A 25,269-nucleotide genomic window follows, 5' to 3' on the forward strand; every position below is an offset into this window, starting at 1 on the left:
AGATGATCTGGCCCCCTCCTCCGTTCTCTGCGCATCCCTGCCGAGCCCTGCCGGTCTCCGCGCTGGTCAGCCCTCGGCGAGCGCGAGCGCCCGGCTCGGGCAGATCTGCACGGCGAGGCGCGCGCGATCGCGCTCCTCGTCGGTGCCGGGCTCATCGCGCACGACGATCACCTTGCCGTCGTCGTCCTGGTCGAAGGCGTCGGGGTCGGTGAAGACGCACTGCCCCGACCCCATGCACGTCGCCCGGTCGGCCGTGATCCGCACGGTCACCACTCCACGGGGAGCTCGTACAGCCCGTAGTTGCCGAGCGTCTTGAACCGCAGCTCCGACACCGGCACGGCGAGCCGCAGCGTCGGCACGCGGCGGATCAGCGCGTCGAGCACGATCTCCAGCTCCAGGCGGGCCACGTTCTGGCCGAGGCACTGGTGCGGGCCGAACCCGAAGGCGACGTGGTTGCGGGCGCCGCGCGTGAAGTCGATGCGGTGCGGGTCGGGGAAGACGTCGGGGTCGCGGTTGGCCGTGTTGGCGAGCGCGTACACGACGGAGCCCGACGGGATCGTGACGCCGTGCACCTCGAGGTCGTCCAGGGCGAGGCGCATGCCGCCGACCTCGGCGATCGTGAAGTAGCGCAGCAGCTCCTCCACGGCCCCGGGGACGAGCTTCGGGTCGTCGCGGAGCTGCTGCAGCAGCTCGGGCCGGTCGAGCAGCGTCATGACCGCGAGCGAGATCATGTTGCTCGTCGTCTCGTGACCCGCGATGAGCAGGAGGAAGCCGAGCCCGATCGCCTCGTCGCGGGGCGCTCCGGCGGCGAGCTGCCTGCTCAGGATGTCGTCGCCCGGGTTCTCGATGCGGTCGTCGACGAGGGTCGCGATGTAGTCGCGGATCGCGGTGGACGCCGCGGCCCGCTCCTCGAGGTCGGCGGTCGGCTCGGTGAACGTCGCGGTGCTGTTCTGGAAGAACTCGTGGTCCTCGTACGGGACGCCGAGCATGTCGGCGATCACCATCGAGGGGACGGGGAGCGAGAGGAGGGTGACGAGGTCGCCGCCGCTGCCGCTCGCGAGCATGGCGTCGATCGTGTCGGCGACGATCTCCTCGACCCGCGGACGCATCGCGGCGACCTTCTTGACCGTGAACTCGCCCATGATGCGGCCGCGCTGCACGGAGTGCTCGGGCGGGTCCATGGCGATGATCTGCCCCGCGTGCGTGTCGGGGGAGTACGCGAGGTGCGCCGGATGCGCGGGGTTGGCGCGATCGGAGCTGAACCTCGTGTTGGCGAGCATCGCGCGCACGTCCTCGAGCTTCGTGACGGCCCACACGGCGCCGCCGCGCGACGGCCAGTCGAGCTCGGCGACGGGCTGCTCCGTCTGGAGCCGCAGGTGCTGCTCGGGCGGGTCGTACGGGTCGGTGCGCTGGTCGGAGAACGTGGTCTTCGTCATCGAAGCCTCCAAGGGGTCGGTGTCAGTAGACGTCGCGCAGGTAGCGCTTCTCATGGTTCAGCCGCTCGACGAGCTCGGCGCCGGCGGTCTCGCCGAGCTCGGCGACGGCGAGCTCGAGCAGGGCGGCGTCCACGTCGGCGGCCATGCGCTTGCCGTCGCCGCAGACGTACAGGTGAGCGCCGTCGCGCAGCCATCGGACGAGCTCGGCACCGTGCTCCCGCATGCGGTCCTGCACGTACAGCTTCCGGGCGCCGTCGCGGGAGAACGCGGTGTCGAGGCGGGTGAGCACGCCGTCGGCCAGGAGGGCCTCCCACTCGTCGCGATAGCTGAAGTCGGTCGCCTCGTGCTGGTCGCCGTAGAACAGCCACGCCGGCCCGCGGTCCTCGTGCTGCGCGCGGTCGGCGAGGAAGCCACGGAACGGTGCGACGCCGACGCCGGGGCCGATCATGACGATCGGGGTCGCCGGGTCGGCCGGCAGCCGGAAGGTGCGGTTGGGGAACGGGAACACGCGCACCGTGTCGCCGGGCCGCACGCGATCGGCGAGGAAGCCGCTGCCGACGCCCGAGGGCAGCGCGGCGTCGCCGGCGTTGCGCTGGGTGGCGACCATGAGGTGCACCTGGTCGGGGTGGGTGCGGGGGCTGGAGGCGATCGAGTAGGCCCGGTACCGGATCGGCGTCATGAGCGGGCCGAGCTCGTCGAGGGGCAGCGGGACGGGCAGCTCGCGCAGCGTCTCGCTGACGCTGCGGGTACGCACCCACTCCTCGCCGGCCGCGTGCCCGTCGGCGGTCATGCCGCGGCCGAGCGCGGTCTCGGGCGCGCGGCTCGCGACGACGTCGAGGAGGCGGCCCGACGGGAAGCGCAGCTCCCAGCGCTGCTCGGCGAGGGAGCGCACCGGCTCGCCGTCGTAGCTCTCCGAGCCGGAGAGCCCGGCGGCGGCGAGGAAGCGGTCGACGGCGACGGGGTCGTTGACGGGGACGACGGCCAGGGAGTCGCCGGGCTGGTAGTCGATGCCGCTGCCGGACAGGTCGAGCTCGTAGTGCCGGATCTCCTTCGCGCTGCCGGGGGCCGACAGCAGCCGCGCGGCCGTGAGCGTCGCCTCGAAGGGGGTGTCGCGGGTCCACGGCGAGGGCACCGGCGAGGTCGAGGCCGCCGCCGGCCGCGGCGCGGGATCGGGGGCGACGTCCGCGCCGCCCGGGGCGGGGACGAGCTGTGCGACGCGGGCGGCGATCCAGGCGTCGGAGGGCTCGACGTAGCTCACGTCGCAGTCCACGCGGTCGGCGATGCGGGTCGCACCGAGCTCCGCGAACCGGGCGTCGACGCGCACGCCGGCCTCGCAGAAGTACGTGTAGCCGCTGTCGCCGAGGGCGAGCACGGCGTAGTGCAGCCCGGCCAGCGAGGGCGCGTCGGCGGCCGTCAGGCTCCGCCAGAACTTGTCGGCGGTGTAGGGCATGTCCCCCTCGCCGCTCGTCGAGGTGACGATCAGCACGACGCCGAGGCCGGCCAGCTCGTCGACCGGCTGGTCGTTGAGGGCGACGCACTCGGTCTCGACGCCGCGGGCGCCCAGGGCGTCGCCGAGGTTGTCGGCGACGAGCTCGGCGTTGCCCATCTCGGTGCCGAAGAGGATGCGCAGGGTCGCGGGCAGCGCGATCCCGGCGCCGGCGGGAGGGGCGGCGCCTTCGGCGGCGCGGGCCTCATCGACTTCCACAACAGACATCGGTCGCCTTCCTCTCATGCACCGGCGCGCGCTCGCGCGGGCGCCGCCGAAAGCTCGTCGACGACCGTCTCGGCCGTCGCGCCCGCGGCGAGCATCCGCCGCACCTGGTTGAGCGCGCGGATCCAGTTGACGGTCACCGCGCCGCACGCGACGCCGGCGGCGTCCGCGTGGATCACGGCGACCTGCCCGTTCCCGGCCAGGTCGCCGACGACGGTCGAGCGGCCCTCGGGATCGCGCCGGCCCACCGTGTGCACCTTCCAGTCGTACTGATCGGACCACACGTAGTCGCTGGGCTCGTACGGCCCGGCGTCGCCCTGCACGAGCGCCGCCGCGAGATACCGCGCCTGGTCGCTCGCGTTCGTCCAGTGCTCGGCGCGCACCGCGACGCCGTGACCCGGGTGCGGCCAGCGCGCGACGTCGCCGATGGCGTAGACGTCGGGCGCGCCGGCGGCGCGCAGCCGGTCGTCGCACACGACGCCGTTGTCGACGAGGATGCCCGAGCCCTCCAGCCAGCCGGTCGACGGCACGGAGCCGATCCCCACGACGACCGCGTCGGCGGCGAGGAGCTCGCCGTCGTCGAGGGCGACCGTGAGCGCGCCCTCCTCGCCGTCGATGCCGACGACGCCGCGCCCGAAGAGGGTGCGCACGCCGTGGCGCGCGTGCAGCTGCACGAGGGTGCCCGCGATCTCGGAGCCGACCAGGCGGGCCATCGGCTCCGGCAGGGGGTCGACGATCGTGACGTCGCAGCCGCGGGAGCGGGCGGCGGCCGCGATCTCGGTGCCGATGAAGCCGCCGCCGACCACGACGAGGTGGCCGCCGCGGGCGAGCCGCTCGGCGATCGCACGGGCGTCGCCGAGGGTGCGGAGCTGATGGACGCCCGACGCCGGGCGCCACGGCGACGGACGCGCGACGGCACCGGTCGCGATCACGAGCACGTCGTAGCCGACGACGGCGCCGTCGTCGAGCGCGACCGTCTTCGCGCCGGTGTCGAGCGAGACGGCCGCGGTGCCGAGGCGCACATCGACGTGCAGGTCTCGCAGCTCCTCCGCCGAGGCGAGGCGCACGGCGGCGACGGCCTCGTCGGACCATTCGCGCGTCAGGAGGTCCTTCGACAGGGGCGGGCGATCGTAGGGAAGCTCCGCCTCGGCGCCGATGAGCGTGACGGGCCCCGTGTGGCCGAGCGCGCGGAGGCCCTGCACCAGGCGGGTCCCCGCGAGGGAGGCGCCGACGACCACGACGCGACGCTCGGTATCGACGGTGTTCATTCCTTCGCCGTCCTCACTTCCTTGTCCGGATCCGCGAAGCGCCGATCGTCGGCGTTCGTGGGAGAGCGTGTCGGTCGGTGACTGTTTTGTATTACGGAACAGTCGACCGATATTACGCAACACCAGTATGTTCCGCGGGCGCGCCGATGTCAACAATCGGATGCGCGAGCGTCATCGTGTGACGAGCCCCGCGACGAGCTCGAGTCGCGCAGGCGGGCGCGAGGCAGGTACGAAGAGCGGGCGCCCGCAAGAGGCGAGGACGGCCGCGACGGAGGGCCCGGCGGACCCTCGCCTAGGTGCGTGGGTCAGATCCTTCCGTTAACGCGCCGGGGTGAATCCGGTGGATAGCGCGGGGTGCTGGGAGAATCGATTCATGACGGTGACTGCCAGCCTGGAGGGTCTGTTCGAGGTCGAGCCGGGTGAGGCGCGGGCGCCGGGCTCGGCTGCACCGGCGGGTGCGGGCAAGACGTTCCGTGGGTATGACCAGGGGCAGTGTTTCCTGCTCCCGCCGAGTCTGGATGACTGGCTGGACGAGGATGATGAGGCCCGGTTCATCTCCGAGGTCGTCGAAGAGCTCTTGGATCTGACGCCGGTCTACGCGTCGTACGCGTCCGCCTCGGGTGCGCCTCCGTATGACCCGCGGATGATGTTGAAGCTGCTGCTGTTCGCGTACGCGACGGGCGTGACCTCGTCTCGTGAGTTGGAGCGGCGCTGCAAGCGCGATATCGCCTTCCGGTGGCTGTCGGGCAACCAGGCGCCCGACTACCGGTCGCTGGCCCGGTTTCGTCGGCGTCACCTGGATGCCCTGCCGGGGTTGTTCCTGCAGGTGCTGCGGGTCTGCGCGGAGGCGGGGCTGGTGCGGTTGGGGCGTGTCGCGCTGGATGGCACGAAGCTGGCCGCGAACGCGTCGCGGCATAAGGCGATGAGCTACGACCGGATCGTGCCGAAGATCGATCAGCTCCAAGCCGAGGTCGCTGCGCTGCTCGCCGAGGCGGAGGCGGTCGATGAGGCCGAGGATCAGCAGTTCGGCCAGGACCGGCGCGGGGACGAGGTCGCCCCGGAGCTGGCCCGCCGTGAGGGGCGCCTGGCAAAACTACGTGCCGCGAAGGACGCGATCGAGGCCGACGCCGCCGAGAAGGCGGCAGCCGTAGCGCGGAAGAAGGCCGACGCCGCCGGTCAGCCCCCTGAACAGGCCGACGCGGCCGTCGCGACTGCAGTGGACACGGCGGCGCCGAAGCCGAAAGCGCAACGCAATTTCACCGATCCTGAGGCGCGGATGATGAAGACGGTCCGCGGCTTCGATTACGCGTTCAACGCGCAGGCCGTTGTCGATGAGGGCCACCAGATCGTGCTGAGCGCCGAGGTCACCCAGCAGGCCACCGATATCCAGCAGTTCGTCCCGATGGCCGAGCAGACCCTACGGAACCTCGACGCGGCAGGAATCGAGCGTTCCCCAGAGGTCGTCCTCGCTGACGCGGGCTACTGCTCGGAAGCCAACCTCGAAGCCGCCGACGATCTGGACGCACAGGTGTTGATCGCGACGGGACGGCAACGTCACGGCGAGAGCTTCCCTACCGCCGGCGCCCCGGACCCGGCCCCAGAGGACGCGAGCCGGCGGGAGCGGATGGCGCACGCGCTGCGCACCGAGCAGGGCCGCACCGACTACGCGCGCCGCAAAGCCATCGTTGAACCCGCGTTCGGGCAGATGAAGACCCGGCAAAACGCCGGACAGCTCCGGCTACGCGGACTCGCCGGCGCCCAAGGCGAATGGCTACTCCACACGATCTGCCACAACCTCCGCAAGCTCCGCGTCGCTACAGCCGCCGGGCTGGCGCCCGCATAGGCCTCCCCAGGGGTCCCGGGGCGTCACAGCACGCACCGACAGTCGCCACGAGCCCCTCGCCGTGCGATCCCGCACGCTCTCACACCGCAACGGCCCGCCCGTTCCCGTTCGCGACCGTCAGCGCGCGATGCCAGAGTCAACGCCGCGCGCCACGCCACCCGATTCTGACCCGCGCACCTAGGAGCGCGGCACTCCCGTGTGCGGGTCGCGGGCGCCGGTCATGTACCCGGTGATGCGGTCGGCCGCCTGCCGCACGAGCCCCGCGAGCGACGTCGAGTGCGCCGCGTTGAAGCGCGACTCGGGCAGCGAGATGCCCACGACGCCCACGACGCCCGACGCGCCGAACACCGGCGCGGCGATCGCGATCGCGCCCTCGATGCGCTCGCCGTGGGTGATGGCGTAGCCCTGCTGCCGCACCATGTCGAGCCGGGCGGACAGCTCGTCGGCGTCGACGAGCGTGCGGTCGGTCAGGGCGGGCAGGGGGCCCAGCGCGATCTCGCGCTGGATCGCCTCGGGCAGGAAGGCGAGGATCGCCAGGCCGCTCGCGCCGGCGTGCAGCGGCAGCCAGTCGTTGCGGGGCAGCGTGTAGCGCAGCGGATGCGGCGAGTCGACGGTGAGGGTGAACATCATCTGACGCCGCTGCTCGTTGTAGACGCCGAAGAACGACGACTCGCCGCTCTGGTCCGTGAGCTCCTGCAGCGTGTCGCTGGAGACCTCCTGGATCGGGAAGCGATTCGTCGTCGTCCACGCGAGGCGGAGGAACTCGAGCCCGAGCCGATAGGCGCCCGACGGCGTGCGCGAGACCAGGCCCAGACGCTCCAGGTCGGTGATGAGCCGGTGCACGGTGCTCGGGCTCACGACGCCCAGGCGGCCCGCGAGCTCCCGCACGCCGTGCGTGTCCTGGTCGCTGTCGACCATGAGCGTCAGCAGCTCGATCCCGCGCGCGAGCGGCTGCCGCCGACGGCTCGCCTCCGGCGAGTCCGGAGCGTCGGCGGTCTCGTCCCGTCCGGCCTGGGTTCTCATGTGCTACATCCTCGCTCACCGCTGCGCGATTCGGCGTACCGCTTGACAGACGTCAACTTCACCCGTCATCCTTGATCTCGCGACACAACCGAACAGCTGTTCTGTTATAAAAAACACTACCGCATGAGACCAAGGACGCACACATGACGACGGTGAACATCGCCCGCACGCCCCGCGAGGAGAACCGATGACCGGGAACGGCCGCGTCGCGGTCGTGACAGGCGGATCGGCCGGCATCGGACTCGCGATCGCCGAGAGGCTCGCGCACGACGGGTTCCGGGTGGCGATCCTCAGCAGCGGCGAGGGCGGCGCCGCAGCCGCGGCCGCGAGCATCGCCGAGCAGGGCGGCACCGCGCGCGGCTACCGTGCCGACGTCAGCGACCGCGCCCAGGTCGACGCCGCCATCGACGCCGCACGGAGCGAGCTCGGCCCCCTCTCGGTCGTCGTCGCGAACGCGGCGATCGCCGAGCAGCAGCCCTTCCTCGAGATGACGCAGGAGCAGTGGGATCGCACGATCGCGATCAACCTCACGGGCACGTTCCACACCGTGCAGTCCGCGCTCCCCGACCTCGTGGCCGCCCAGGCGGGCCGGGTCGTGCTCGTGTCGTCGTCGAGCGCGCAGCGCGGCGCCCCGCGCATGGCCCACTACGCCGCCTCGAAGGGCGGCCAGCTCGCGCTCACGAAGGCGCTCGCCGTGGAGTTCGCCTCGTCGGGCATCACCGTGAACACGGTCGTGCCGTCGTCGATCCAGTCGCGCAGCACGCAGCGCAAGCAGGAGGCCGGCACGATGCCGCCGCCCGAGGCGATGGCCAAGCACATCCCGGTCGGCCGCATGGGCCGCGGCGAGGACATCGCGGCCGCCGTCTCCTACCTCGTCTCCGACGACGCGTCGTTCGTGACGGGACAGGCGATCAGCGTCAACGGCGGATCGTTCATCGGCTGAGGCCGGGCACCGACGAGACCAGCGACGACACCAGGGACGAGACCAGGAGAGAACCGATGCCCGAAGCACGAATCCAGCCGCTGCCCTCCGAGCAGTGGAGCGACGAGATGTGGGACGCGATCGCCATCATCGGCGCGAAGCGCCCCGAGCCGGGAGCCCCTCCCGGGCCCTCGTCGAACATCCTCGGCATCTACGCGAACAACCCGCCCCTCGTCAAGGGATGGATGCCGTTCTCGAACCACCTCAAGCACCCGAGCATCTCCGACCGGCTCCGCGAGATCGCCATCATCCGCACGACGTGGCTCGGCGGCGGCGAGTACGAGTGGGCGCAGCATCGCCGCATCGGGCGGGTCGCGGGGCTGACCGAGGCCGAGATCGACGCGCTGTCGGACGGCCCGGGGATCGAATGGGCCGAGGCCGAGGGCATCGCCATCCGCGCGATCGACGAGATGATCGGCGACCGGCAGGTCTCGGACGCGACCTGGAACGCGCTCGCAGCCCACTACTCCGTGCCCCAGCTGATCGACTTCGTCTTCCTCGTCGGCACCTACGAGATGCACTGCCTCGCCTTCAACACTCTCGGACTCCAGCTCGACCCGGGCCTGAAGGGCTTCCCCGCCGACCGTCCGCGCGGCGGCGCGCGCTGACATGTCCGCGGACGACGCGCGCGACGACGCCGGCTCCCTGCGCTGGGGAGTGAAGGAGTCGTTCGTCCGCTACGTGCTGGTGGTGGCGCGGGGAACGCTGTCCACCGCCGGCGAGGCGCGCGTCGAGGACGACTTCGCGTTCGTCTTCCCGCTGCGAGCCGCAGACCGTCACGACGACACGTGGCGGCTGCGGTTCGCCGGCACGGTCGCCTTCGAGGCCCACAACGGGTTCCTCTCGGTGCTGCTCCCGAACCCCGAGCTCGAGGTGTCGCCGCACGGCGGGCTGCTCTCGCTGGAGACCGACTCGGGGGCGCGGCGGATGCCGCTGGCGACGCTCGACGCCGCCGAGCCGGACGAGGCGGACGGCGACCTGGTCTGGCGCTTCCCCGCGCCGAGGCTCACGCCCGAGGGGTCGGAGCTGTTCGGCACGACCTACGCGCCCGGCACCGAGCTCGCCCCGCTCACCGTGCGCGTCGGCGCCGCGGTCACCCGGCGCGCGTAGTCCGCTCGCCGCGCGGCGAGCGGATAGTCTAAGACGCATGTCTCAATCCGTCGTGCCTCCCGCGCGCCGCAGCACGGCGCGCACGGCCGGCGAGCGATCCAACTCCCGCGGCGAGGCGACCCGCGCCGCCATCCTGATGGCCGCCGAACGGCTCTTCGCCGAGCGCGGCATCGCCGCTGTGCCGCTGCGCGACATCGGCATCGCCGCGGGCCAGCGCAATCACGCGGTCGTGCAGTACCACTTCGGCGAGCGCACCCAGCTGATCCACGAGATCCTGGAGCTGCGCGGTGCCGCCAGCGAGGTGCGCCGCGCCGCGATGGTCGCCGACCTCGCCCTCTCGAAGACCCGCCCCGAGGTGCGCGACATCGTCGGCGCCTTCGTATGGCCGCTCGCGATCCACCTCGAAGAGGACAACCACTACCTGGCCTTCCTCTCCCGGTTCATCACCGAGGAGGGCGGGTACGAGGGCCTCTCCGACACCGGGGTGATCCACGCCGGCGTCTCGGTCGGCACCCTGCGCACGCTCGTGGGACGCCTCGCCCCCGGCATCCCGGAGCCCGTGCTCGACGAGCGCTGGTGGGTGACCCTGACGAGCGCCGTGCACACCCTCGCGCGCTACCAGTCGACGCAGCGCAAGCGCGCGCACCTGCCGGCGCCGGTCGAGGTGCTGCTCGACGACCTCGTCACGTTCCTGAGCGCCGGGCTCGTCGCGCCGCTCGTCGACACGGACCCCCGGGGGCGATAGCCGCCGAACGCGAGACGGGGGCGCGCGCCGCCGGCGCACGCCCCCGTCTCGACGGAGCGGGCTACGACCCGACGTGCGCCAGGAAGCGCGCCGCCCAGTCGTCGAGGCTCGTCGGCACGTAGTAGTCGGCGCGGTCGTTCACCTCGTCCCAGTGGGCGGCGATGTCCTCGATGCCGGGGTCGCCCTCGCCCTCGTGCAGGTATCCCCGCGTGACGCCCAGGAACATCCGCGAGAAGCGCCGGGCGCCGGCGACGTAGATCTCCCCCGACACGTCGCACCTCTCGTGCGAGAGGTAGGCGACCATCGGCGCGACGAGCGAGGTCTGCAGGGCGTCGAGGTGCGGCGACGCGGGCGGCGCCTCGCTCAGGCTGTTCGGCGTCTGCGACGTGCCCCGGCGCGTGACCGCGTTGGGCGCGATGCAGTTGACGGCGATCCCGGCCGGCCGGCCGGCGATGCTGAGGCTGCGGGTGAGGCCGATGAGCGCTCCCTTCGCCGTCGCGTAGGCGAGGTTGTCGGGGAGGCCGAACATGCCCGTCGAGGTCGTCATGACGACCCGGCCGTAGCCCTGCTTCACCATGTGCGGCCACGCGGCGCGGGTCGTGTGCCAGGAGCCGCGCACGTGCACGTCGAGCGTGCGCTCGAGGTTCTCGGCATCCGCCTCGGGAAAGCTCGCCCACCGGGAGATGCCCGCGTTGTTGACGACGACGTCGACCCGGCCGAACTCGCGGATCGCGGTGCCGACGAGCGCGTGGCATCCGTCCTCGCTCCCGATGTCGTTGGTGTCGGCGACGGCGATGCCGCCGGCGGCGATGATCTCTGCGACCACCTCGTTGGCCGGCCCGGCGTCGCTGCCGTCGCCCTCCTTGCTGCCGCCGAGGTCGTTGACGACGACCATCGCGCCGCGCCGGCCGAACTCGAGCGCGTGCGCGCGGCCGAGCCCGCGGCCGGCGCCGGTGACGACGACGGCGCGGCCCGCGAACCGGAACTCCTGCTTCGCTTCCATCTCCGTCCCCCCGCTCAGACGATCGCTCCGCCGTCCACCGGGATGGCGACCCCGGTGATGTAGCGCGATGCGTCGGATGCCAGGAAGAGCGCGAGCGCGGCGTCGTCCTCGGCCTGGCCCATCCGCCGCAGCGGCACGTGGTTGATCACCGCCTGGATGACGGCGTCGTCGTTGTTGCGGCGCATGCCCGCCGTGTCGGTCGCGCCGGGGCAGATGGCGTTCGCCCGGATCCCCTCGGGCCCGAGGAGCACCGCGATCGACTTCATGTACTGGATGACGCCCGCCTTCGTCGCGGAGTAGACCGGCAGGTTCGGCACCGCCTTGAGGCCCGCAGTCGAGGCGGTGAAGATGATCGACGCGGAGGACGACGCGCGCAGCAGCGGCAGGAAGCGCTGCGTCAGCAGCATCGGCGCCCAGAGGTTGAGCGTCATCGCGGCGTCCCAGCTCGCCTGGTCGTAGTCGAACCCGCCCGGGCCGCGGATGCCGGCGTGGTTGTGCAGCACGTCGATCACGGTGTGCGTCGCGAGGATCGCCTCGGCGAACGCCTCCACGGCGGGCGGGCTGCTGAGGTCGGCCGTGTGCGCCTCGGCCGATCCCCCCGCCGCGGCGATCTCGTCCACGGTCGCGGCGACGGCCTCGGGGTTGAGGTCGGCGGCGATCACGTGGGCGCCCTGCGCTGCGAACAGCAGGGCGATCGCCTTGCCCATCCCGGACCCGGCCGCGGTGACGAGGGCGGTCCTCCCTTCCAGGCTGAGGCTGATGTACTCGGGGGCGCTCGTAGACACGGATGACTCCTGACTCACTCATCGTCGCGCTTCGGCATCGAAGGCACGTGGCGCAATTTCAGCACGAATGTGGAAATAGCGCAAGGGTCGCCGCGGCGACGGACACGCGCGCCTGGCCGCTCGCGACCTCGCCGCGCGCACCCCGGCATCCGAAAAGATCCTTGCCAGTTTTGAGCACTTGTGCTTAACTATCTCTCATCCGGCACCGACGCCGGCAGGAAAGAGGGCAAGAAATGAGCGAATCCGCGGTGCGCGAGATCGACGTCGACGTCATCGTGATCGGCGCCGGTGTCATCGGCCTCTACGAGCTCCACCAGCTGCGCGAGCGGGGCTTCTCCGTCACGCTCCTCGAGGCGGGCGACGGCGTGGGCGGCGTCTGGTACTGGAACCGCTACCCGTCATGCCGTTTCGACTCCGAGAGCTACACGTACGGCTACATCTTCGATCGCGAGCTGTTCCACGACTGGCGGTGGAGCGAGCACTTCGTCACGCGCGTCGAGATCGAGAAGTACTTCAACCACGTCGTCGACCGCTACGACATGCGCAAGGACATCCGCCTCGGCCAGCGCGTCGACTCGGCCGTGTACGACGAGGCCACGGGCACGTGGACCGTCACGACCGAGAAGGGCCTCGAGCTCACGGCGCGGTTCGTGATCGCCGCGACCGGCGGCCTGTCGTACCCGCACTACCCCGAGCTGGAGGGCATCGACGACTTCCGCGGCATCGCGTACCACACGGGCGCCTGGCCCGACGTCGAACTCGACTTCACCGGCAAGCGCGTGGCGATCATCGGCAACGGCCCGAGCGGCGCCCAGACGCTGCCCGCGATCGTCGACCAGGTCGAGTACGTCGACCTGTACCAGCGCACGCCCACGTGGGTCACGCCGCTGAACAACCGCCCGATCACCGAGGAGGAGCAGGTCGAGCTGCGCGAGAACTTCGACCGGATCGCCGAGACGCTGATGAGCACGGTGTCGGGCTTCCTGCACGAGTTCTCCGGCCGCTACTGGGCCGACGAGACGCCGGAGCAGCGGCAGCAGTTCTTCGAGGAGGTCTGGACGAGACCCGGCTTCGGCAAGCTGACGATGAACTACCTCGACCTCACGACGAACACGGAGGCGAACGCCGACTTCTGCCGCTTCCTCGCCGACAAGGTCCGCTCGATCGTCGCGGACCCGTGGACCGCGGAGCACCTCATCCCGAAGGACCACCTCTACGGCGCCAAGCGCCCGCCGTTCGTGACGGGGTACCTCGAGGCGTTCAACAACCCCGCCGCGTCGCTCGTCGACCTGCAGGAGACGCCGATCGTGCGCGTCACCGAGACCGGCATCGAGACGACCGCCGGGCACCGCGAGTACGACATCATCGTCTACGCGACCGGGTTCGACTTCGGCACGGGCCAGCTCACCCGCATGGGCGTGAAGGGCCGCGGCCTCGACCTCTCCACCGACTGGGCCGACGGACCGTCGACCTACCTCGGCCTGTCGGCGCACGGCCTGCCGAACTTCTTCCTCCCGGGCGGCCCGCACGGCGCCGGCGGCGGCAACTACCCGCGCTACGGGCAGCACCAGGCCGACTTCATCAACCGGCTGCTCGTGGAGATGCGCGAGCGCGGCGCCACCGTGTTCGAGCCCACCCAGGCGCACCAGGACGCGTGGATGGAGATGGTCGAGACCCTCGCGCCCACCGTGACGTTCTCGAAGAAGCACAGCCACTACTACGGCGCCAACGTGGCCGGCAAGCCCGCGAAGTACCTGATGAACCCCGGCGGCCGCGCGAAGCTGCTCGAGTTCATCGACGAGCTCGTCGCCAGTGATTACGAAGGAGTGCTTACAACTCCTGATAAGGTGCTGGCTACCGCGTAGTGCTCCAGGCGGGGTGCGGACCGATGTGCTCGGTCCGCACCCCGCGCGAGAATTTTCAAAGAAGAAGGTGAAAACCATGACCGGTCCCGTCGACTCGACCGACCGTCCGTACGCCGTGAGGATGATGTTCCATCCGACCCTCCACGTTCCGAGCCTCGACGAGGCCGAGGAGTTCTACGAGCGGGTCTTCGGCCGCCCGAGCACCAACATCTCGACCATCATGGCGGGGGCGGCGAGCCCCAACCACGCCACCGACTACTCGACCTTCACGGCGGTCGCCGACGTGCTGCTCGACACCCTCGACCCCCGGCGCTACGTCACCGACGGCGAGCAGCGCTACCCCGACGTCGCGCAGGGCCACCTCAAGACCACGGGCTGGTACGTCGACGGGGTGGGCGAGCTGTACGCGGAGCTCCGCCGCCGCGGCATCCGCGTCGTCACCTCGAAGGACGTCGAGCTGACCGCGCCCGAGTGGCCGGGCGGCCTCGCGCCGTTCCACAGCCTGCGCGACGACGCCGGCATCCGCTACCACTTCTTCGAGACGTTCCCCTTCCCCGCCGACCCGCGCTGCACGCCGGGCTGGACGATCCCGCCCGTGCAGGACGACGACCCGCTCGGGATCGTGCGCACGTCGCACCACACCATCGTGACGAGCGACCCCGACCGCGCGCTCCGGCTGACCGTCGACGTGCTCGGCGGCACCGTCATCCACACCGGCCGCGACGAGCTGCGCGACACCAGCGGCCCCTACGTGCAGCTCGCCGACGCCGTCATCCAGTACGCGACGGCCGACGAGGGGTCGGCCGCCGCGGCCGACGCCGCGGACGAGCCGTTCGACACCTACCACGCGATCACCTTCACGGTCGTCGACCTCGACCGGGTGCAGCGGCACCTCGAGGCGCAGAACGTCGGCATCGCGCGGCGCACGGCGACGGGGCTCGTCACCGACCCCGCCACGAGCCTCGGCATCCCGTGGGGCTTCACGACCGACACGATCCCCGGCGACGCGCGCGTCGCGGGGGCCTGACACGAAGGGCACCGTCCGATGACTTCACCGCAGGACGCACCGCGCGAGGTGCTGATCGCCTTCGTCAACGCCGTCGAGGGCAAGGAGGACGAGTTCAACGACTGGTACTCCGGCACCCACATCCCCGAGATCCTCCGGCTGCCCCAGTTCGCGGGCGCTCAGCGCTACGAGGTGGCCGACGCGCCCAGCCCCGTGGCGCCGTTCCGCTACGCGACCGTGTACGAGGTGTCGGGCTCGGCCGTCGACGCCCGCAACGCCCTGTTCGGCGGAGACTTCACCCCCACCACCGCCCAGGACGGCACCCAGCTGATCGTCGCGGCCCTCACCCCCCTCGGCCCCCCGCACACCCCCTGACCCTCGCTTCCTTTCCCTGCCGAGATGGTGGGTTTCTCACCGAGAAACCCACCATCTCGGCAGGGTGTCGCGTGCGGGCACGGGTGTCGCGCGGGGCGTGGGTCAGGTGCCGTGCGCGGCGCGGAGCAGGGCGTCGGCGCCCGCGGGCGCGCCGCCGTAGGCGCGGATGCGTGCGCCCAGCTCGCTCGCGCGGCGGCGCAGGTCGTCGTCGTGCAGCAGGCGCTCGATCGCGGCGCGCGTGGTCGCCGCCGGCGCACGGCGCGGGAGCCGGATGCCGACGCCGGCCCGCTCGACGATCCGGCCGATGCCCGGCTGGTCGGAGGTCGCGTCGAGCGGCAGCACGAGCACGGGGACCCCGTGGGCGAGCGCGGCGATCGTCGTGCCGTGTCCCCCGTGCGTGACGACCGCGGAGACCCCGGGCATGATCTCGGAGTGATCGCCCCAGCGATGCGTCTCGACGTTCGGCGGGGCGTCCAGCTCCGCGGGGTCGAGGGCAGGCCCCGTCGTCGCGATGACGCGCGCGGGCATGCCGGACACCGCGCCCATCAGGCGCCGCCACGTGTCGGCGAGGTGCGGGAACCCGAAGGTGCTCAGGCTCAGCAGCACCGTCGGCCGCTCCGCCCGCGCCGCCACCGCCCGCACCATCGGGCCGACGTGCTGCGCGTCGGCGCCGGCGCGCGGGTCGAGCTCGCGCACCGAGGCGACGACGACGGCATCCGCTCCGTCGAGCGCGCTCCGCACGTCGAGCCCGACGGGCCGCAGCATCGGCCCCGACTGCCGCATCCTGACCCGCAGGAGCGTGTCGACCGTCGGCTCGAGCAGCGCGTACCGCTGACCACGGCGCCGCAGGGCGCTCAGCGTCGAGACCAGCAGCGCATCGCCCACGACGAGGTTGACCGGGCGCGCATCCAGCTCGTCGTCGACGTCACGGGCGGCGTCGCGATCGCGCATCAGCGCGAGCAGCCTCCGGGGCGACGACCCCACCTCGAACCCCCCGGCGCGCGGATAGGGGGAGAACGGGATGCCGGCATCGCCGAACTGCGCCGCCTGCACCGCGTGGCCGAGCACGCGCACGTCGTGGCCGCGCCCCCGCAGCTCGCCCGCGATCGCGCGCACGGGCACCGTCGTTCCCCCGCCGTTCCACGTCAGGAACAGGAAACCCGCCATGACCGGAGCCTACTGCGCCTGCTCCTCGCCCGCACAGCCCGCCGAGATGGTGGGTTTCTCGACGAAGAAGGCACCTGCTCGGCGACGAATCCACCGTGCGCGGGAACGGAAGAACCCCCTGCGCATGCAGGGGGTTCTCGATGGCGGTGACGGTGGGATTTGAACCCACGGTAGGGGGTTACCCTACACAACTTTTCGAGAGTTGCACCTTCGGCCGCTCGGACACGTCACCGTCGTCTAGTTTACGACAGATTGACGGATGCCGCGAACCAGGCCCCCCGGCATCCCTCCGCCGCCCGCACCACCCCTTCAACCGCGCCCTTCAACCGCGGCAGAGTGCGGGTCACGATGGCCAGCACCCGCACTCTGCCGCGGTCGAGCGCGGAGCGCCCCGGCTCAGCCCCACCCACCCCCACTCAACCGCGGCAAAACGTGGATGCCACGTGCCAGCACCCGCACTCTGCCGCGGTCGAACCGCGGTCGAACCGCGGGGCGCGCGGCGCGCGGCGCGGGGCGCAGGCCGCCCGACCGCGGGCCGCCCGACCGCGCGGCGCGCAACAGCGCGACCCAACCCCGCACCAGCCACACGACCCGGCATCCCCCGCCCTCACAGCGCCAGCAGCACGACGCCCGCGACGACGACGGCCGACGCGGCGAGGCGCCGGCCCGGGTGCGCCTCGCGCAGCACGAGCGCGCCGAACAGGCTCACCAGCAGCACGCTCACCTCGCGCACCGGCGCCACGAGCGCGACGGGGGCGATCGTGATCGCCGTGAGCACGAGGATGTACGACAGGGGCGCGAGCACGCCGAACGCGAGGATCCGCCCGCGGTGCAGCCGCCACACGGGCAGCAGCTCGCGATGCCGGCCGCGCAGCAGCACGAGCGAGATGATCGGCACCTCGCACAGCACGCACCCGACCATGTACGCGACGGGCGAGATGCCCCACGCGCGCAGCGCGAACGTGTCCCACACCGTGTACGCCGCGATCCCGACGCCCGTCAGCAGCCCGTACACGAGCGCCAGGTCGACGCCGCGCCGCGCGTGCCGCGTGCCGCGGTCGACGAGGCCGATCGCCACGATGCCGGCGACGACCGCGACCACGCCGACGACGGCGATCGGCTCGAGGCGCTCGCCCAGCAGCGTCACGGCGAGCACGACCGTGATCAGCGGCCCCGAGCCGCGGGCGGTCGCGTACACGGTCGACAGGTCACCGGCCGCATACCCGCGCTGCAGCACGAACATGTAGGCGACGTGCAGCACGGCCGACACGGCGACGCCGATCAGCAGCCCGGCGAGATCGTCGGCGCCCCAGCCGCCCGTGAACGGGATCGCGACCGCCCACACCAGCCCGCCGACCAGCGAGCCCCACCACAGGAAGGCGGGACCGCTGCCGCTCGTGCCGTGGGCGAGGACGTTCCAGGCCGCGTGCGCGACGGCGGCGGCGAGGACGAGGAGCAGGGCGAGACCGGACACGAGAACCTTCCGCTCGTCGCGGGCGCGACGAAGCCAGGTCCTCCGGGCTTTTGTCCTGTCAGATGACGCCCCGCCGATGACGACGGAGGCGTGGCGCCGCTCGGACCAGTCGAGCCGTGCTCCGGAACCCTAGGCGCTGTCGATCTCGACGCTAGCAGCCGCCCGTCCCGCGCCCCGGGCGGCGTCACCGACTGTTCATCGACTCGCCACCGGTGCGCTCCCGGCCCGCCACGGCCCCGTGCACCTTGCCGACGTAGCTTCGCTCGCGTCCCCACCATCCTCACCGGGCGAGGCAGCCACCCAGGCACGCCCGGAGAAAGGCTGCATGAACATGCGTCTGAACACTCGCCGGATCGCCGCCCTCGGCGGCACCATCGCGCTCCTCGCGGCCCTCGTCGGCTGCTCGTCGAGCGACACCCCCGACTCCACGACCGACGCCGGCTCGGGCAGCACGAGCGACGCGGCCACGAGCGAGGCGGGCGCCGAGGGCACCTTCGCCTCGGGCAACGCCGACACCCTCGTCTTCGCGACGCTCCCCGACCACGAGGGCGCGGAGCAGGATGCCGAGCCCATCGCCGACTGGATCGCCGAGATCACCGGCAAGAACGTGCAGTTCTTCCCCGCCACCGACTACACCGCGGTCGTGCAGGGCCTCGCCGCGGGCCAGATCGACATCGCGCAGATCTCGGCCTTCACGTACTACCAGTCGCAGGCCGCGGGCGCCGACATCGTGCCGATCGGCGCGCAGATCACCGAGGAGGGCGCGGAGCCCGGCTACTACTCGGTCGCGGTGAAGAACCCCGCCTCGTCGGCCACGGCGCTCACCGACTTCGCCGACCAGCCCGTGTGCTTCGTGAACGCGACGTCCACCTCGGGCCGCGCGATCCCCGTGAGCCAGCTGCTGGAGGCGGGCGTCACGGTCTCGACCGAGAACACGGTCTACGGCGAGGCCCACGACCTCAACGCCATCAAGATCTCGGAGGGCACCGACTGCCAGGTCGGCTTCGTGCAGGACGTCGACGCCAACCCGCTCATCGCGAGCGGCAAGCTCGTCGAGGTCGACCGCTTCCTGGTGCCCGCGGCGCCCATCGTGATGCAGGCCGCGCTCCCCCAGGACGTGCAGGACCAGCTCGTCGCCGCGATCGCGGACAGCACGCAGGCTTCGCTGACGGATGCCGGCATCGAGCTCAACACGTTCCTCGAGGAGAGCTGGTTCGGCTTCGGCGCCGTCGACGACGCGTACTACGACACGATCCGCACGGTGTGCGAGCAGATCGCCGACCAGGTCGAGGCCTGCCAGGCCTGACGCCCGGCATCCCCGGCGTCCCCGACATCCGGCATCCACGGAAAGAATCACGACGATGACCAGCAGCGACACCCCCGCGGTCGAGATCACCGGCCTGTCCAAGACCTATCCGGGCGCGGCCGCTCCGGCCCTCTCGGGGGTGTCGCTGTCGGTCGCCCCCGGCGAGATCGTCGTGCTGCTCGGCCTGTCGGGCTCGGGCAAGTCGACGCTCCTGCGCCACATCAACGGCCTCGAGACGCCCAGCGCGGGCACCGTGGTCTCCCTCGGCCAGAGCGTGGCCGCGCTCACGGGCCGGCCCCTGCGCACCCTGCGCGGCCGCATCGGCTTCATCTTCCAGCAGTTCGAGCTCGTCGGACCGCTCACGGTGCTCGAGAACGTGCTCACGGGCTCGCTCTCCACCCTGCGCTCCCCGCGCGTGGGCACGTGGAGCTACCCGAAGGACCTGCGCCGCCGCGCCCTCGGGCACCTCGACCGCGTGGGCCTCCTCGAGCGCGCCTATCAGCGCGCCGACACCCTCTCGGGCGGTCAGCAGCAGCGCGTGGCGATCGCCCGCGCGCTCATGCAGGAGCCCGACATCCTGCTCGCCGACGAGCCCGTCGCCTCGCTCGACCCCGAGTCGAGCAGCCAGGTGATGTCGCTCATCCGCGAGATCGCCGCCGAGCGCGACCTCACGGTCGTCTGCAGCCTGCACCAGGTCGACCTCGCGCTCAGCTGGGGCGACCGCATCGTGGGCCTGCGCGGCGGCCAGGTCGTGCTCGACACGAGCACCGAGAGCCTCTCACGCGAGCAGGTCATGGAGATCTACGGCCGCGTCGCGACGACGACGGCCGAGATCGCCGCCGTCGAGACCGAGCTCGCCGAGGCGCGCGAGCAGCTGCGGCTGCGCGGCGTGCCGGTGTCGTCCGGCGACGACCCGCACCACGAGGCGCCGCTCGGGGAGCAGCGATGACCGCGCTCGCCCCCGCGCCCTCGCCCGCCGCCGAGGAGCGGTACGCGCACATCGCGCGGCCCCGCCCGCGCACCTCGACGATCGTCTCGTACGGCGTCATCATCGCGATCGCCGTGCTCGGCGTGTGGTCGTTCGTCGCCCTCGACTACAGCTTCAAGAGCATCGAGGCGACGATCGGCAACCTCAACCGGTTCCTCGGCATGGCCACGCCCCTGCAGTGGCCGGGCTGGAACGTCATCGGCACGCGCCAGCCCGACGGCACGACGACCTACGTCACCGAATGGGTCGGCATCGAGCCCATCCTCGACACCCTCGGCAGCATCGCCATCACCCTCGCGCTCGTGATCGCGGGCACGACCCTCGCCGCCGCGCTCTCGGTGCCCGTCGCGTACGGCGCGGCGCGCAACACGACGCCCGGCCGCCTCGTGCTCTCGCTCTGCCGCGGCATCGGCGTGACGCTGCGCGCGATCCCCGACGTCGTGTTCGTCGTGTTCCTCGCGTTCCTCTGGTTCAACTCGGGCACTCTCCCCGCAATCGTCGCGATCGGCCTGCACTCGGTGGGCATGATCTCCAAGATGTTCGCCGACGCGATCGAGCAGATCGACGAGGGCCCGCGCCTCGCGATCCGCGCGGCGGGCGGCTCGAAGGCGCAGGAGTTCTGGTCGGGCGTCGTGCCGCAGGCGCTCCCCGCCTGGATCGCCGTCGCCCTGCACCGCGCCGACATCAACCTGCGCAGCACGGTGATCCTCGGCGTCGTCGGCGTCGCGGGCCTCGGCTACGACCTCGACGAGGCGCTGCACGCGGGCCCCGCGGGCATGCGCCGCGTCATCCCGATCGTGCTCATCATCATCGCGCTGTGCATCCTGTTCGAGATCGTCTCGTCGGTCATCCGCGCCCGCCTGCTCGGCGTGCGCCCGACGGGCAAGGGCGCGGGCGACTCCATCGTGCGCGCCATCGCGAGCCGGTCGCCGCGCGTCGCGCGCACGATCGAGCGGACGGATGCCACGTCGACGCAGCGCGAACGCGTCGAGGCGTCGCTGCATCGCCCGTGGGACCGCTCGCGCGTCGTGACGACGCTGTGGCTGTGGGTCGCCGTCGGCGTCATCGCCGCGTCGTTCGTGTACGCCGACCCCGACCTGTCGCGCCTGTTCGCCGAGTGGCGCATCGACCAGGTGTCGAACCCCGACCTCGACCGCGCCGTGTGGCCGCCCACGTTCGGCGGCCGCGAGCTCGCGACGGTGCTGGCCGCGGTCATGACGACGCTGCAGGTGGCGTTCGCCGCGACGCTCATGGGCGCCGTGATCTCGGCGGTCGTCGGACCCCTGTCGGCGCGCAACGTCGCCCCGAACGGCGCGGTGCGCAACTTCTTCCGCGGCATCACGCTCGTGCTGCGCGCGATCCCCGACCTCGTCGTCGCGATCCTCTTCATCATCGCGACCGGCTTCGGCCCTCAGGCCGGTGCGCTCGCCCTCGGCATCGGCGGCGTGGGCCTGCTCGCCAAGCTCATCGGCGACTCGATGGAGGAGGTGCCGAACGGTCCCGAGCGCGCCCTGTCGGCCGCCGGCGCGACGCGCCCGCAGGTGTTCTTCTCGTCGACGCTGCCGATGTCGGTGCCGGCGCTCGTGAGCCACCTCATGTACCTGCTCGAGCAGAACGTGCGTGCGGCGACGCTGCTCGGCATCGTCGGCGCGGGCGGCATCGGCTTCCTGCTGCTCAACGCCCTGCAGGGCCGGCACTTCGACCAGGTGTTCGCCTACGTGCTCGTCATCATCGCCATGGTGGTCGTCGTCGAGACCGCATCCATCCTCATCCGACGAGCGCTCAAATGACCTCCCCCGCCCCTCTGGCCGCCCCGTCACCGCTTCGACCGCGGCAGAGTGCGGGTGTCGGCGTCGCCGACCCGCATTCTGCCGCGGTCGAAGCCCAGTGCGGGGGAGACCGGTGCGGGGCAGAAGCCCGGCGCGGCGCAGAAGGGGGCAAGCGAGGGTGAGCTTCGATCTGGCGGTGGTGGGGGCGGGCATCGTGGGGCTCGGGCACGCGGCGGCGGCGGTCGAGCGCGGGCTGCGGGTCGTCGTGGTCGAGCGGGCGACGGCGATCACGGGCGCGACGGTGCGCAACTTCGGGCACGTGGGCGTCGGCGCGCACGGCGGCGAGGCCGGCGAGCACGCGCAGCGCAGCCGCGAGCTGTGGCTGCGGCTCGCCGAACGCGCCGGGTTCTGGGTGCGCGAGGCGGGGGCGCTCATCGTCGCGCGGCACGAGGACGAGCTCGCCGTGCTGCACGAGTCGGGCGTCGAACCGCTGCTCGGCGCCGACGAGGTCGCCGCGCTCGCGCCCGTCGCGGGCGCCGTCGGCGGCGCCCTGCTCCCCCGCGACCTGCAGGTCGACCCGCGCGAGGCCGCGTCCGCGATCGCGGCGCACCTCGCCGAGCGGGGCGTGACGTTCCGCTGGCGCACGTCGGCGCTCGGCGCGGAGCCCGGCATCCTGCACACGTCGCGCGGCGAGATCCGGGCGGATGCCGTCGTCTTCGCCCTCGGCCACGACGTCGACCAGGTCTTCCCCGCGCTCGCGGAGGAGCACGGGGTGGAGCGCTGCGGCCTCGACATGATGCTGGCCGACGGCGTCGGGCTCGACCTGCCGCTGCTCACGGGCACGTCGATGCTGCGCTACTCCGCGTTCGCGTCGGCGCCGTCGACCGCGGCCGTGCGCGAGCGCTACGCGCGCGACGAGCCGGGGCTGTTCGCGCACGACGTGAACCAGATGTACACCGAGCGACCCGACGGCACGCTGCTCATCGGCGACACGCACACGCTCGGCACGACGATCGCGCCGTTCCAGAGCGAGGCGGCGTTCGAGCTGCTCGACCGCCTCGGCGCCGGCCTGTTCGGCGTGCCGCTGCGGATGCGCCAGCGCTGGCAGGGCGTGTACGCGAAGGCGCCGCACGAGTTCCTGCGCGCCGCGCCGGCCGACGGCGTGCGCGTGGTGTCGGTCGCGACCGGCAGCGGCATGACCTGCGGCCTCGGCCTGGCCGAGTCGGTCGTCGCCGAGCTCTGGGACGCGAAGACCACCTGAACGAGACCCCGATCGTCCCCGATCGACACACCGAGGAGTGAGAATGACCCGCATCGAGACCGTCGTGCTCGACATGGCCGGCACCACCGTCACCGACGACGGCGTCGTGCTGAACGCCTTCGAACGGGCGTGGGACCGGCTGCGCGCCGACGAGGGGGCGCAGCGGCGCGAGGAGGCGATCGAGCACGTGATCGCGACGATGGGCCAGTCGAAGATCGAGGTGTTCCGCGGGCTCGGCGACGAGGACTCGGCGCAGGCGCTCAACACGGCGTTCGAGGAGGCCGCCGCGGCGCTCGTCGGCGACGGCGCCGTCGCCGCGATCCCGGGCGCCGAGGACGCCGTCCGCGCCCTGCGGGCGGAGGGCCGCGCCGTCGTGCTCACCACGGGCTTCGCGCGCCCCACCGCCGACGCCGTGCTGCGCGTGCTCGGCTGGGAGGACCTGGCCGACGCCGTGCTCACCCCCGCCGACGCGGGACGCGGCCGGCCCGCGCCCGATCTCAACCTCGTCGCCGTGCTGCGCACGGGCGCCTCGTCGGTGTCGGCCCTCGCGGTCGTCGGCGACACGGAGTCCGACGCGCGGGGCGGCGTCAACGCGGGCGCGGGTCTCGTCGCCGCCGTGCTCACGGGACAGCACGCGAGCGAGCAGGCGCTGCGCGCCGCGGGGGCGCAGCACGTGCTCAGCTCGGTCGCCGAGCTGCCGGGGCTGCTCGCCCAGCTGGGCCGATGACGCCCTGGCGGGCCCGGGCCGAGAGCGACGCGCACGGCGACGGCGGCACGGGCACCGGCATCCGTCCGTCGCCGCGCGCCGAGTACGCGCGGCCGCCCGTGCTGCCGCGCCGCGAGCACACCCCCGAGGCCCTCGTCTTCCGCGGGAAGGCCGAGGGCTTCGACCGCATCGCCGTGCCCGTCGTGCGGCTGGGCCCCGGCGACCTGCTGGTGCGGGTCGAGCTCGCGACCGTGTGCGGCTCCGACCGGCACACCGCCGCGGGGCATCGCGACGAGCCGACCCCGCTCGTGCTCGGCCACGAGCAGGTGGGGCGCATCGTCGAGATCGGCGCGGGAACGGTCCCGCACAGCGTCGACGGCCGGCCGCTGCACGTGGGCGACCGCGTCGTCTGGGGCGTCGTCGTCTCGTGCAAGGCGTGCCGGCGGTGCCTCGGCGGCATGCCCGACAAGTGCCTGCACCTGCGCAAGTACGGGCACACGCGCGTCGACCGCGGCTGGGAGCTGAGCGGGGGCTTCGCGACGCACGTGCACGTCATCGCGGGCTCCGACGTCGTGCACGTTCCCGACGACGTGCCGGCCGAGGTGCTCGCGCCCGCGTCGTGCGCGACCGCGACCGTCGTCGCCGCGGTGGAGGCGGCCGCGCGGCCCCTCGACGGCGAGATCGTGGTCGTCTCGGGATGCGGGATGCTGGGTCTCACCGCGGTCGCGATGGCGCACGCGGCGGGCGCGACGGTCATCGCGGTCGACCCCGACCCGCAACGGCGCCGCCAGGCGCGCGCGTTCGGCGCCGCCGTGGCCTGCGGGACGGGCGCCGCCGCGCTGCGCGGCGAGATCGCGCACCTCGCGGGACCGCAGCGGCGCCTCACGGCCCTGTCGGGATTCGCGGTCGCGTTCGAGATGTCGGGCTCCAACGACGCCGTCGGCGCCCTGCTCGCGACGGCCGACGTCGGCGCGACGATCGTGCTCGTCGGGCACGTCTTCCCCGCGCCGCCCGTCGGCATCGACGCGGAGCGGATCGTGCGGCGCATGCTCACGATCCGCGGCGTCTACAACTACCGCGGTGAGCACCTGCTGCGCGCCGTCGCGTTCCTCCGGGACGCCGACCACCGCACGTTCGCGTCGCTCGTGGGCGACGTCGTGCCGCTCGCCGAGGCCGCCGTCGCGCTGGCCCAGCCGCCCGCGCGCGGGGCGCGCACCGGCATCCGCCCCTGACCGGGCGCCGGGGTGCCCTGCGGGAGCGCCCCTGATATCCCTGCGGGAGCGTCCCTGGCATCCCTGCGGGAGCGTCCCTGGTGCCCCGTTGGGACGCCCCTGGCGCACTCGCGCCCGCCCCTGGTACCCCTCGCGGGGCCCGCTCCGGGCGTGTACCCGCGTGCCCGCCCCTGGCGCCCCTGCGGGTCCGCCCCCTGGGTTCGACCGCGGCGAA

At 72.5% G+C, this 25,269-nt stretch carries 23 protein-coding genes and 1 tRNA gene; 14 read left to right on the forward strand and 10 right to left on the reverse strand.

Annotation, left to right across the window (positions count from 1 at the left end; translation table 11 throughout):
- Positions 1 to 66 precede the first annotated feature (66 nt).
- The 4 genes from AOA12_RS19210 to AOA12_RS19225 are packed head-to-tail and all read right to left on the reverse strand — an operon-like array spanning position 67 to position 4,415.
- Positions 67 to 270 carry a ferredoxin gene (locus AOA12_RS19210; protein ID WP_231637135.1) on the reverse strand — a complete coding sequence of 68 codons (204 nt, stop codon included), beginning with the start codon at positions 268 to 270 and terminating at the stop codon, positions 67 to 69.
- Positions 267 to 1,436: a cytochrome P450 gene (locus AOA12_RS19215; protein WP_054686381.1), complete on the reverse strand. Its 1,170-nt coding sequence runs from the start codon at positions 1,434 to 1,436 to the stop codon at positions 267 to 269. The genes AOA12_RS19210 and AOA12_RS19215 overlap by 4 nt, the downstream gene beginning before the upstream one ends.
- 22 nt (positions 1,437 to 1,458) lie before the next feature.
- Positions 1,459 to 3,150, reverse strand: a complete 1,692-nt coding sequence (locus tag AOA12_RS19220; RefSeq protein ID WP_197280990.1) for a diflavin oxidoreductase — start codon at positions 3,148 to 3,150, stop codon at positions 1,459 to 1,461.
- A gap of 14 nt (positions 3,151 to 3,164) precedes the next feature.
- Positions 3,165 to 4,415 (reverse strand): NAD(P)/FAD-dependent oxidoreductase, encoded by a 1,251-nt coding sequence (locus tag AOA12_RS19225; protein ID WP_054686383.1) that lies wholly within the window; start codon positions 4,413 to 4,415, stop codon positions 3,165 to 3,167.
- Positions 4,416 to 4,746: 331 nt separating this feature from the next.
- Between AOA12_RS19225 and AOA12_RS19230 the strand changes: the two genes are divergently transcribed.
- Complete coding sequence (locus tag AOA12_RS19230) at positions 4,747 to 6,258, forward strand: IS1182 family transposase (protein WP_442922247.1); 1,512 nt, start codon at positions 4,747 to 4,749, stop codon at positions 6,256 to 6,258.
- A 177-nt stretch (positions 6,259 to 6,435) separates the two neighbouring features.
- Here the strand turns inward: AOA12_RS19230 and AOA12_RS19235 are convergent, their stop codons facing one another.
- Entirely contained in the window at positions 6,436 to 7,281 is an 846-nt protein-coding gene (locus AOA12_RS19235) for an IclR family transcriptional regulator (RefSeq protein WP_054686384.1), read from the reverse strand.
- Between the two features lie 187 nt (positions 7,282 to 7,468).
- Between AOA12_RS19235 and AOA12_RS19240 the strand changes: the two genes are divergently transcribed.
- The 4 genes from AOA12_RS19240 to AOA12_RS19255 are packed head-to-tail and all read left to right on the forward strand — an operon-like array spanning position 7,469 to position 10,118.
- On the forward strand, positions 7,469 to 8,224 hold the full coding sequence (locus AOA12_RS19240) for an SDR family oxidoreductase (RefSeq protein ID WP_054686385.1): 756 nt from the start codon (positions 7,469 to 7,471) through the stop codon (positions 8,222 to 8,224).
- A gap of 56 nt (positions 8,225 to 8,280) precedes the next feature.
- On the forward strand, positions 8,281 to 8,871 hold the full coding sequence (locus AOA12_RS19245; RefSeq protein WP_054686386.1) for a carboxymuconolactone decarboxylase family protein: 591 nt from the start codon (positions 8,281 to 8,283) through the stop codon (positions 8,869 to 8,871).
- 1 nt (position 8,872) lies between these two features.
- Positions 8,873 to 9,373 (forward strand): HtaA domain-containing protein, encoded by a 501-nt coding sequence (locus AOA12_RS19250; protein WP_054686387.1) that lies wholly within the window; start codon positions 8,873 to 8,875, stop codon positions 9,371 to 9,373.
- Between the two features lie 37 nt (positions 9,374 to 9,410).
- On the forward strand, positions 9,411 to 10,118 hold the full coding sequence (locus AOA12_RS19255) for a TetR family transcriptional regulator (protein ID WP_054686388.1): 708 nt from the start codon (positions 9,411 to 9,413) through the stop codon (positions 10,116 to 10,118).
- 61 nt (positions 10,119 to 10,179) lie between these two features.
- Here AOA12_RS19255 and AOA12_RS19260 read toward each other — a convergent pair whose 3' ends face one another.
- Both AOA12_RS19260 and AOA12_RS19265 read right to left on the reverse strand, forming a co-directional pair.
- Entirely contained in the window at positions 10,180 to 11,121 is a 942-nt protein-coding gene (locus AOA12_RS19260; protein ID WP_054686389.1) for an SDR family NAD(P)-dependent oxidoreductase, read from the reverse strand.
- Positions 11,122 to 11,135: 14 nt separating this feature from the next.
- The gene (locus AOA12_RS19265; RefSeq protein ID WP_156366588.1) at positions 11,136 to 11,906 is read right to left on the reverse strand and encodes an SDR family NAD(P)-dependent oxidoreductase; all 771 of its coding nucleotides are present in this window, start codon (positions 11,904 to 11,906) and stop codon (positions 11,136 to 11,138) included.
- A gap of 233 nt (positions 11,907 to 12,139) precedes the next feature.
- Here AOA12_RS19265 and AOA12_RS19270 point away from each other — a divergent pair, with 233 nt between their 5' ends.
- From AOA12_RS19270 to AOA12_RS19280, 3 genes are all read left to right on the forward strand, one after another.
- Positions 12,140 to 13,771 (forward strand): flavin-containing monooxygenase, encoded by a 1,632-nt coding sequence (locus AOA12_RS19270; RefSeq protein ID WP_054686390.1) that lies wholly within the window; start codon positions 12,140 to 12,142, stop codon positions 13,769 to 13,771.
- Between the two features lie 76 nt (positions 13,772 to 13,847).
- Positions 13,848 to 14,798 carry a VOC family protein gene (locus AOA12_RS19275; protein WP_054686391.1) on the forward strand — a complete coding sequence of 317 codons (951 nt, stop codon included), beginning with the start codon at positions 13,848 to 13,850 and terminating at the stop codon, positions 14,796 to 14,798.
- An 18-nt stretch (positions 14,799 to 14,816) separates the two neighbouring features.
- On the forward strand, positions 14,817 to 15,152 hold the full coding sequence (locus tag AOA12_RS19280; RefSeq protein ID WP_054686392.1) for a DUF4286 family protein: 336 nt from the start codon (positions 14,817 to 14,819) through the stop codon (positions 15,150 to 15,152).
- Positions 15,153 to 15,254: 102 nt separating this feature from the next.
- On the opposite strand, the gene AOA12_RS23280 is transcribed toward AOA12_RS19280, so the two are convergent.
- From AOA12_RS23280 to AOA12_RS19295, 3 genes are all read right to left on the reverse strand, one after another.
- Complete coding sequence (locus tag AOA12_RS23280) at positions 15,255 to 16,319, reverse strand: glycosyltransferase (RefSeq protein ID WP_054686393.1); 1,065 nt, start codon at positions 16,317 to 16,319, stop codon at positions 15,255 to 15,257.
- A gap of 141 nt (positions 16,320 to 16,460) precedes the next feature.
- A tRNA-Ser gene (locus tag AOA12_RS19290) sits at positions 16,461 to 16,551 on the reverse strand.
- A 375-nt stretch (positions 16,552 to 16,926) separates the two neighbouring features.
- A complete protein-coding gene (locus AOA12_RS19295; RefSeq protein ID WP_054686394.1) occupies positions 16,927 to 17,793 on the reverse strand; it encodes an EamA family transporter in 867 nt (288 codons plus the stop codon).
- A 331-nt stretch (positions 17,794 to 18,124) separates the two neighbouring features.
- Between AOA12_RS19295 and AOA12_RS19300 the strand changes: the two genes are divergently transcribed.
- The 6 genes from AOA12_RS19300 to AOA12_RS19325 all read left to right on the forward strand — a co-directional run bounded on the left by AOA12_RS19300 (position 18,125) and on the right by AOA12_RS19325 (position 25,055).
- Positions 18,125 to 19,099 (forward strand): PhnD/SsuA/transferrin family substrate-binding protein, encoded by a 975-nt coding sequence (locus AOA12_RS19300; protein ID WP_231637136.1) that lies wholly within the window; start codon positions 18,125 to 18,127, stop codon positions 19,097 to 19,099.
- Between the two features lie 55 nt (positions 19,100 to 19,154).
- On the forward strand, positions 19,155 to 20,048 hold the full coding sequence (gene phnC / locus AOA12_RS19305; RefSeq protein ID WP_082406393.1) for a phosphonate ABC transporter ATP-binding protein: 894 nt from the start codon (positions 19,155 to 19,157) through the stop codon (positions 20,046 to 20,048).
- Positions 20,045 to 21,877 (forward strand): PhnE/PtxC family ABC transporter permease, encoded by a 1,833-nt coding sequence (locus AOA12_RS19310; RefSeq protein WP_054686396.1) that lies wholly within the window; start codon positions 20,045 to 20,047, stop codon positions 21,875 to 21,877. Before phnC ends, AOA12_RS19310 begins: the two co-directional genes overlap by 4 nt.
- A gap of 157 nt (positions 21,878 to 22,034) precedes the next feature.
- Entirely contained in the window at positions 22,035 to 23,117 is a 1,083-nt protein-coding gene (locus AOA12_RS19315; RefSeq protein ID WP_054686397.1) for a TIGR03364 family FAD-dependent oxidoreductase, read from the forward strand.
- Between the two features lie 43 nt (positions 23,118 to 23,160).
- Positions 23,161 to 23,844, forward strand: coding sequence for an HAD family hydrolase (locus AOA12_RS19320; protein WP_054686398.1), 684 nt, complete (start codon positions 23,161 to 23,163; stop codon positions 23,842 to 23,844).
- Complete coding sequence (locus AOA12_RS19325; protein WP_082406394.1) at positions 23,841 to 25,055, forward strand: zinc-binding dehydrogenase; 1,215 nt, start codon at positions 23,841 to 23,843, stop codon at positions 25,053 to 25,055. The genes AOA12_RS19320 and AOA12_RS19325 overlap by 4 nt, the downstream gene beginning before the upstream one ends.
- Positions 25,056 to 25,269 lie beyond the last annotated feature (214 nt).

This window comes from Microbacterium sp. No. 7, assembly GCF_001314225.1.
GTDB lineage: Bacteria > Actinomycetota > Actinomycetes > Actinomycetales > Microbacteriaceae > Microbacterium.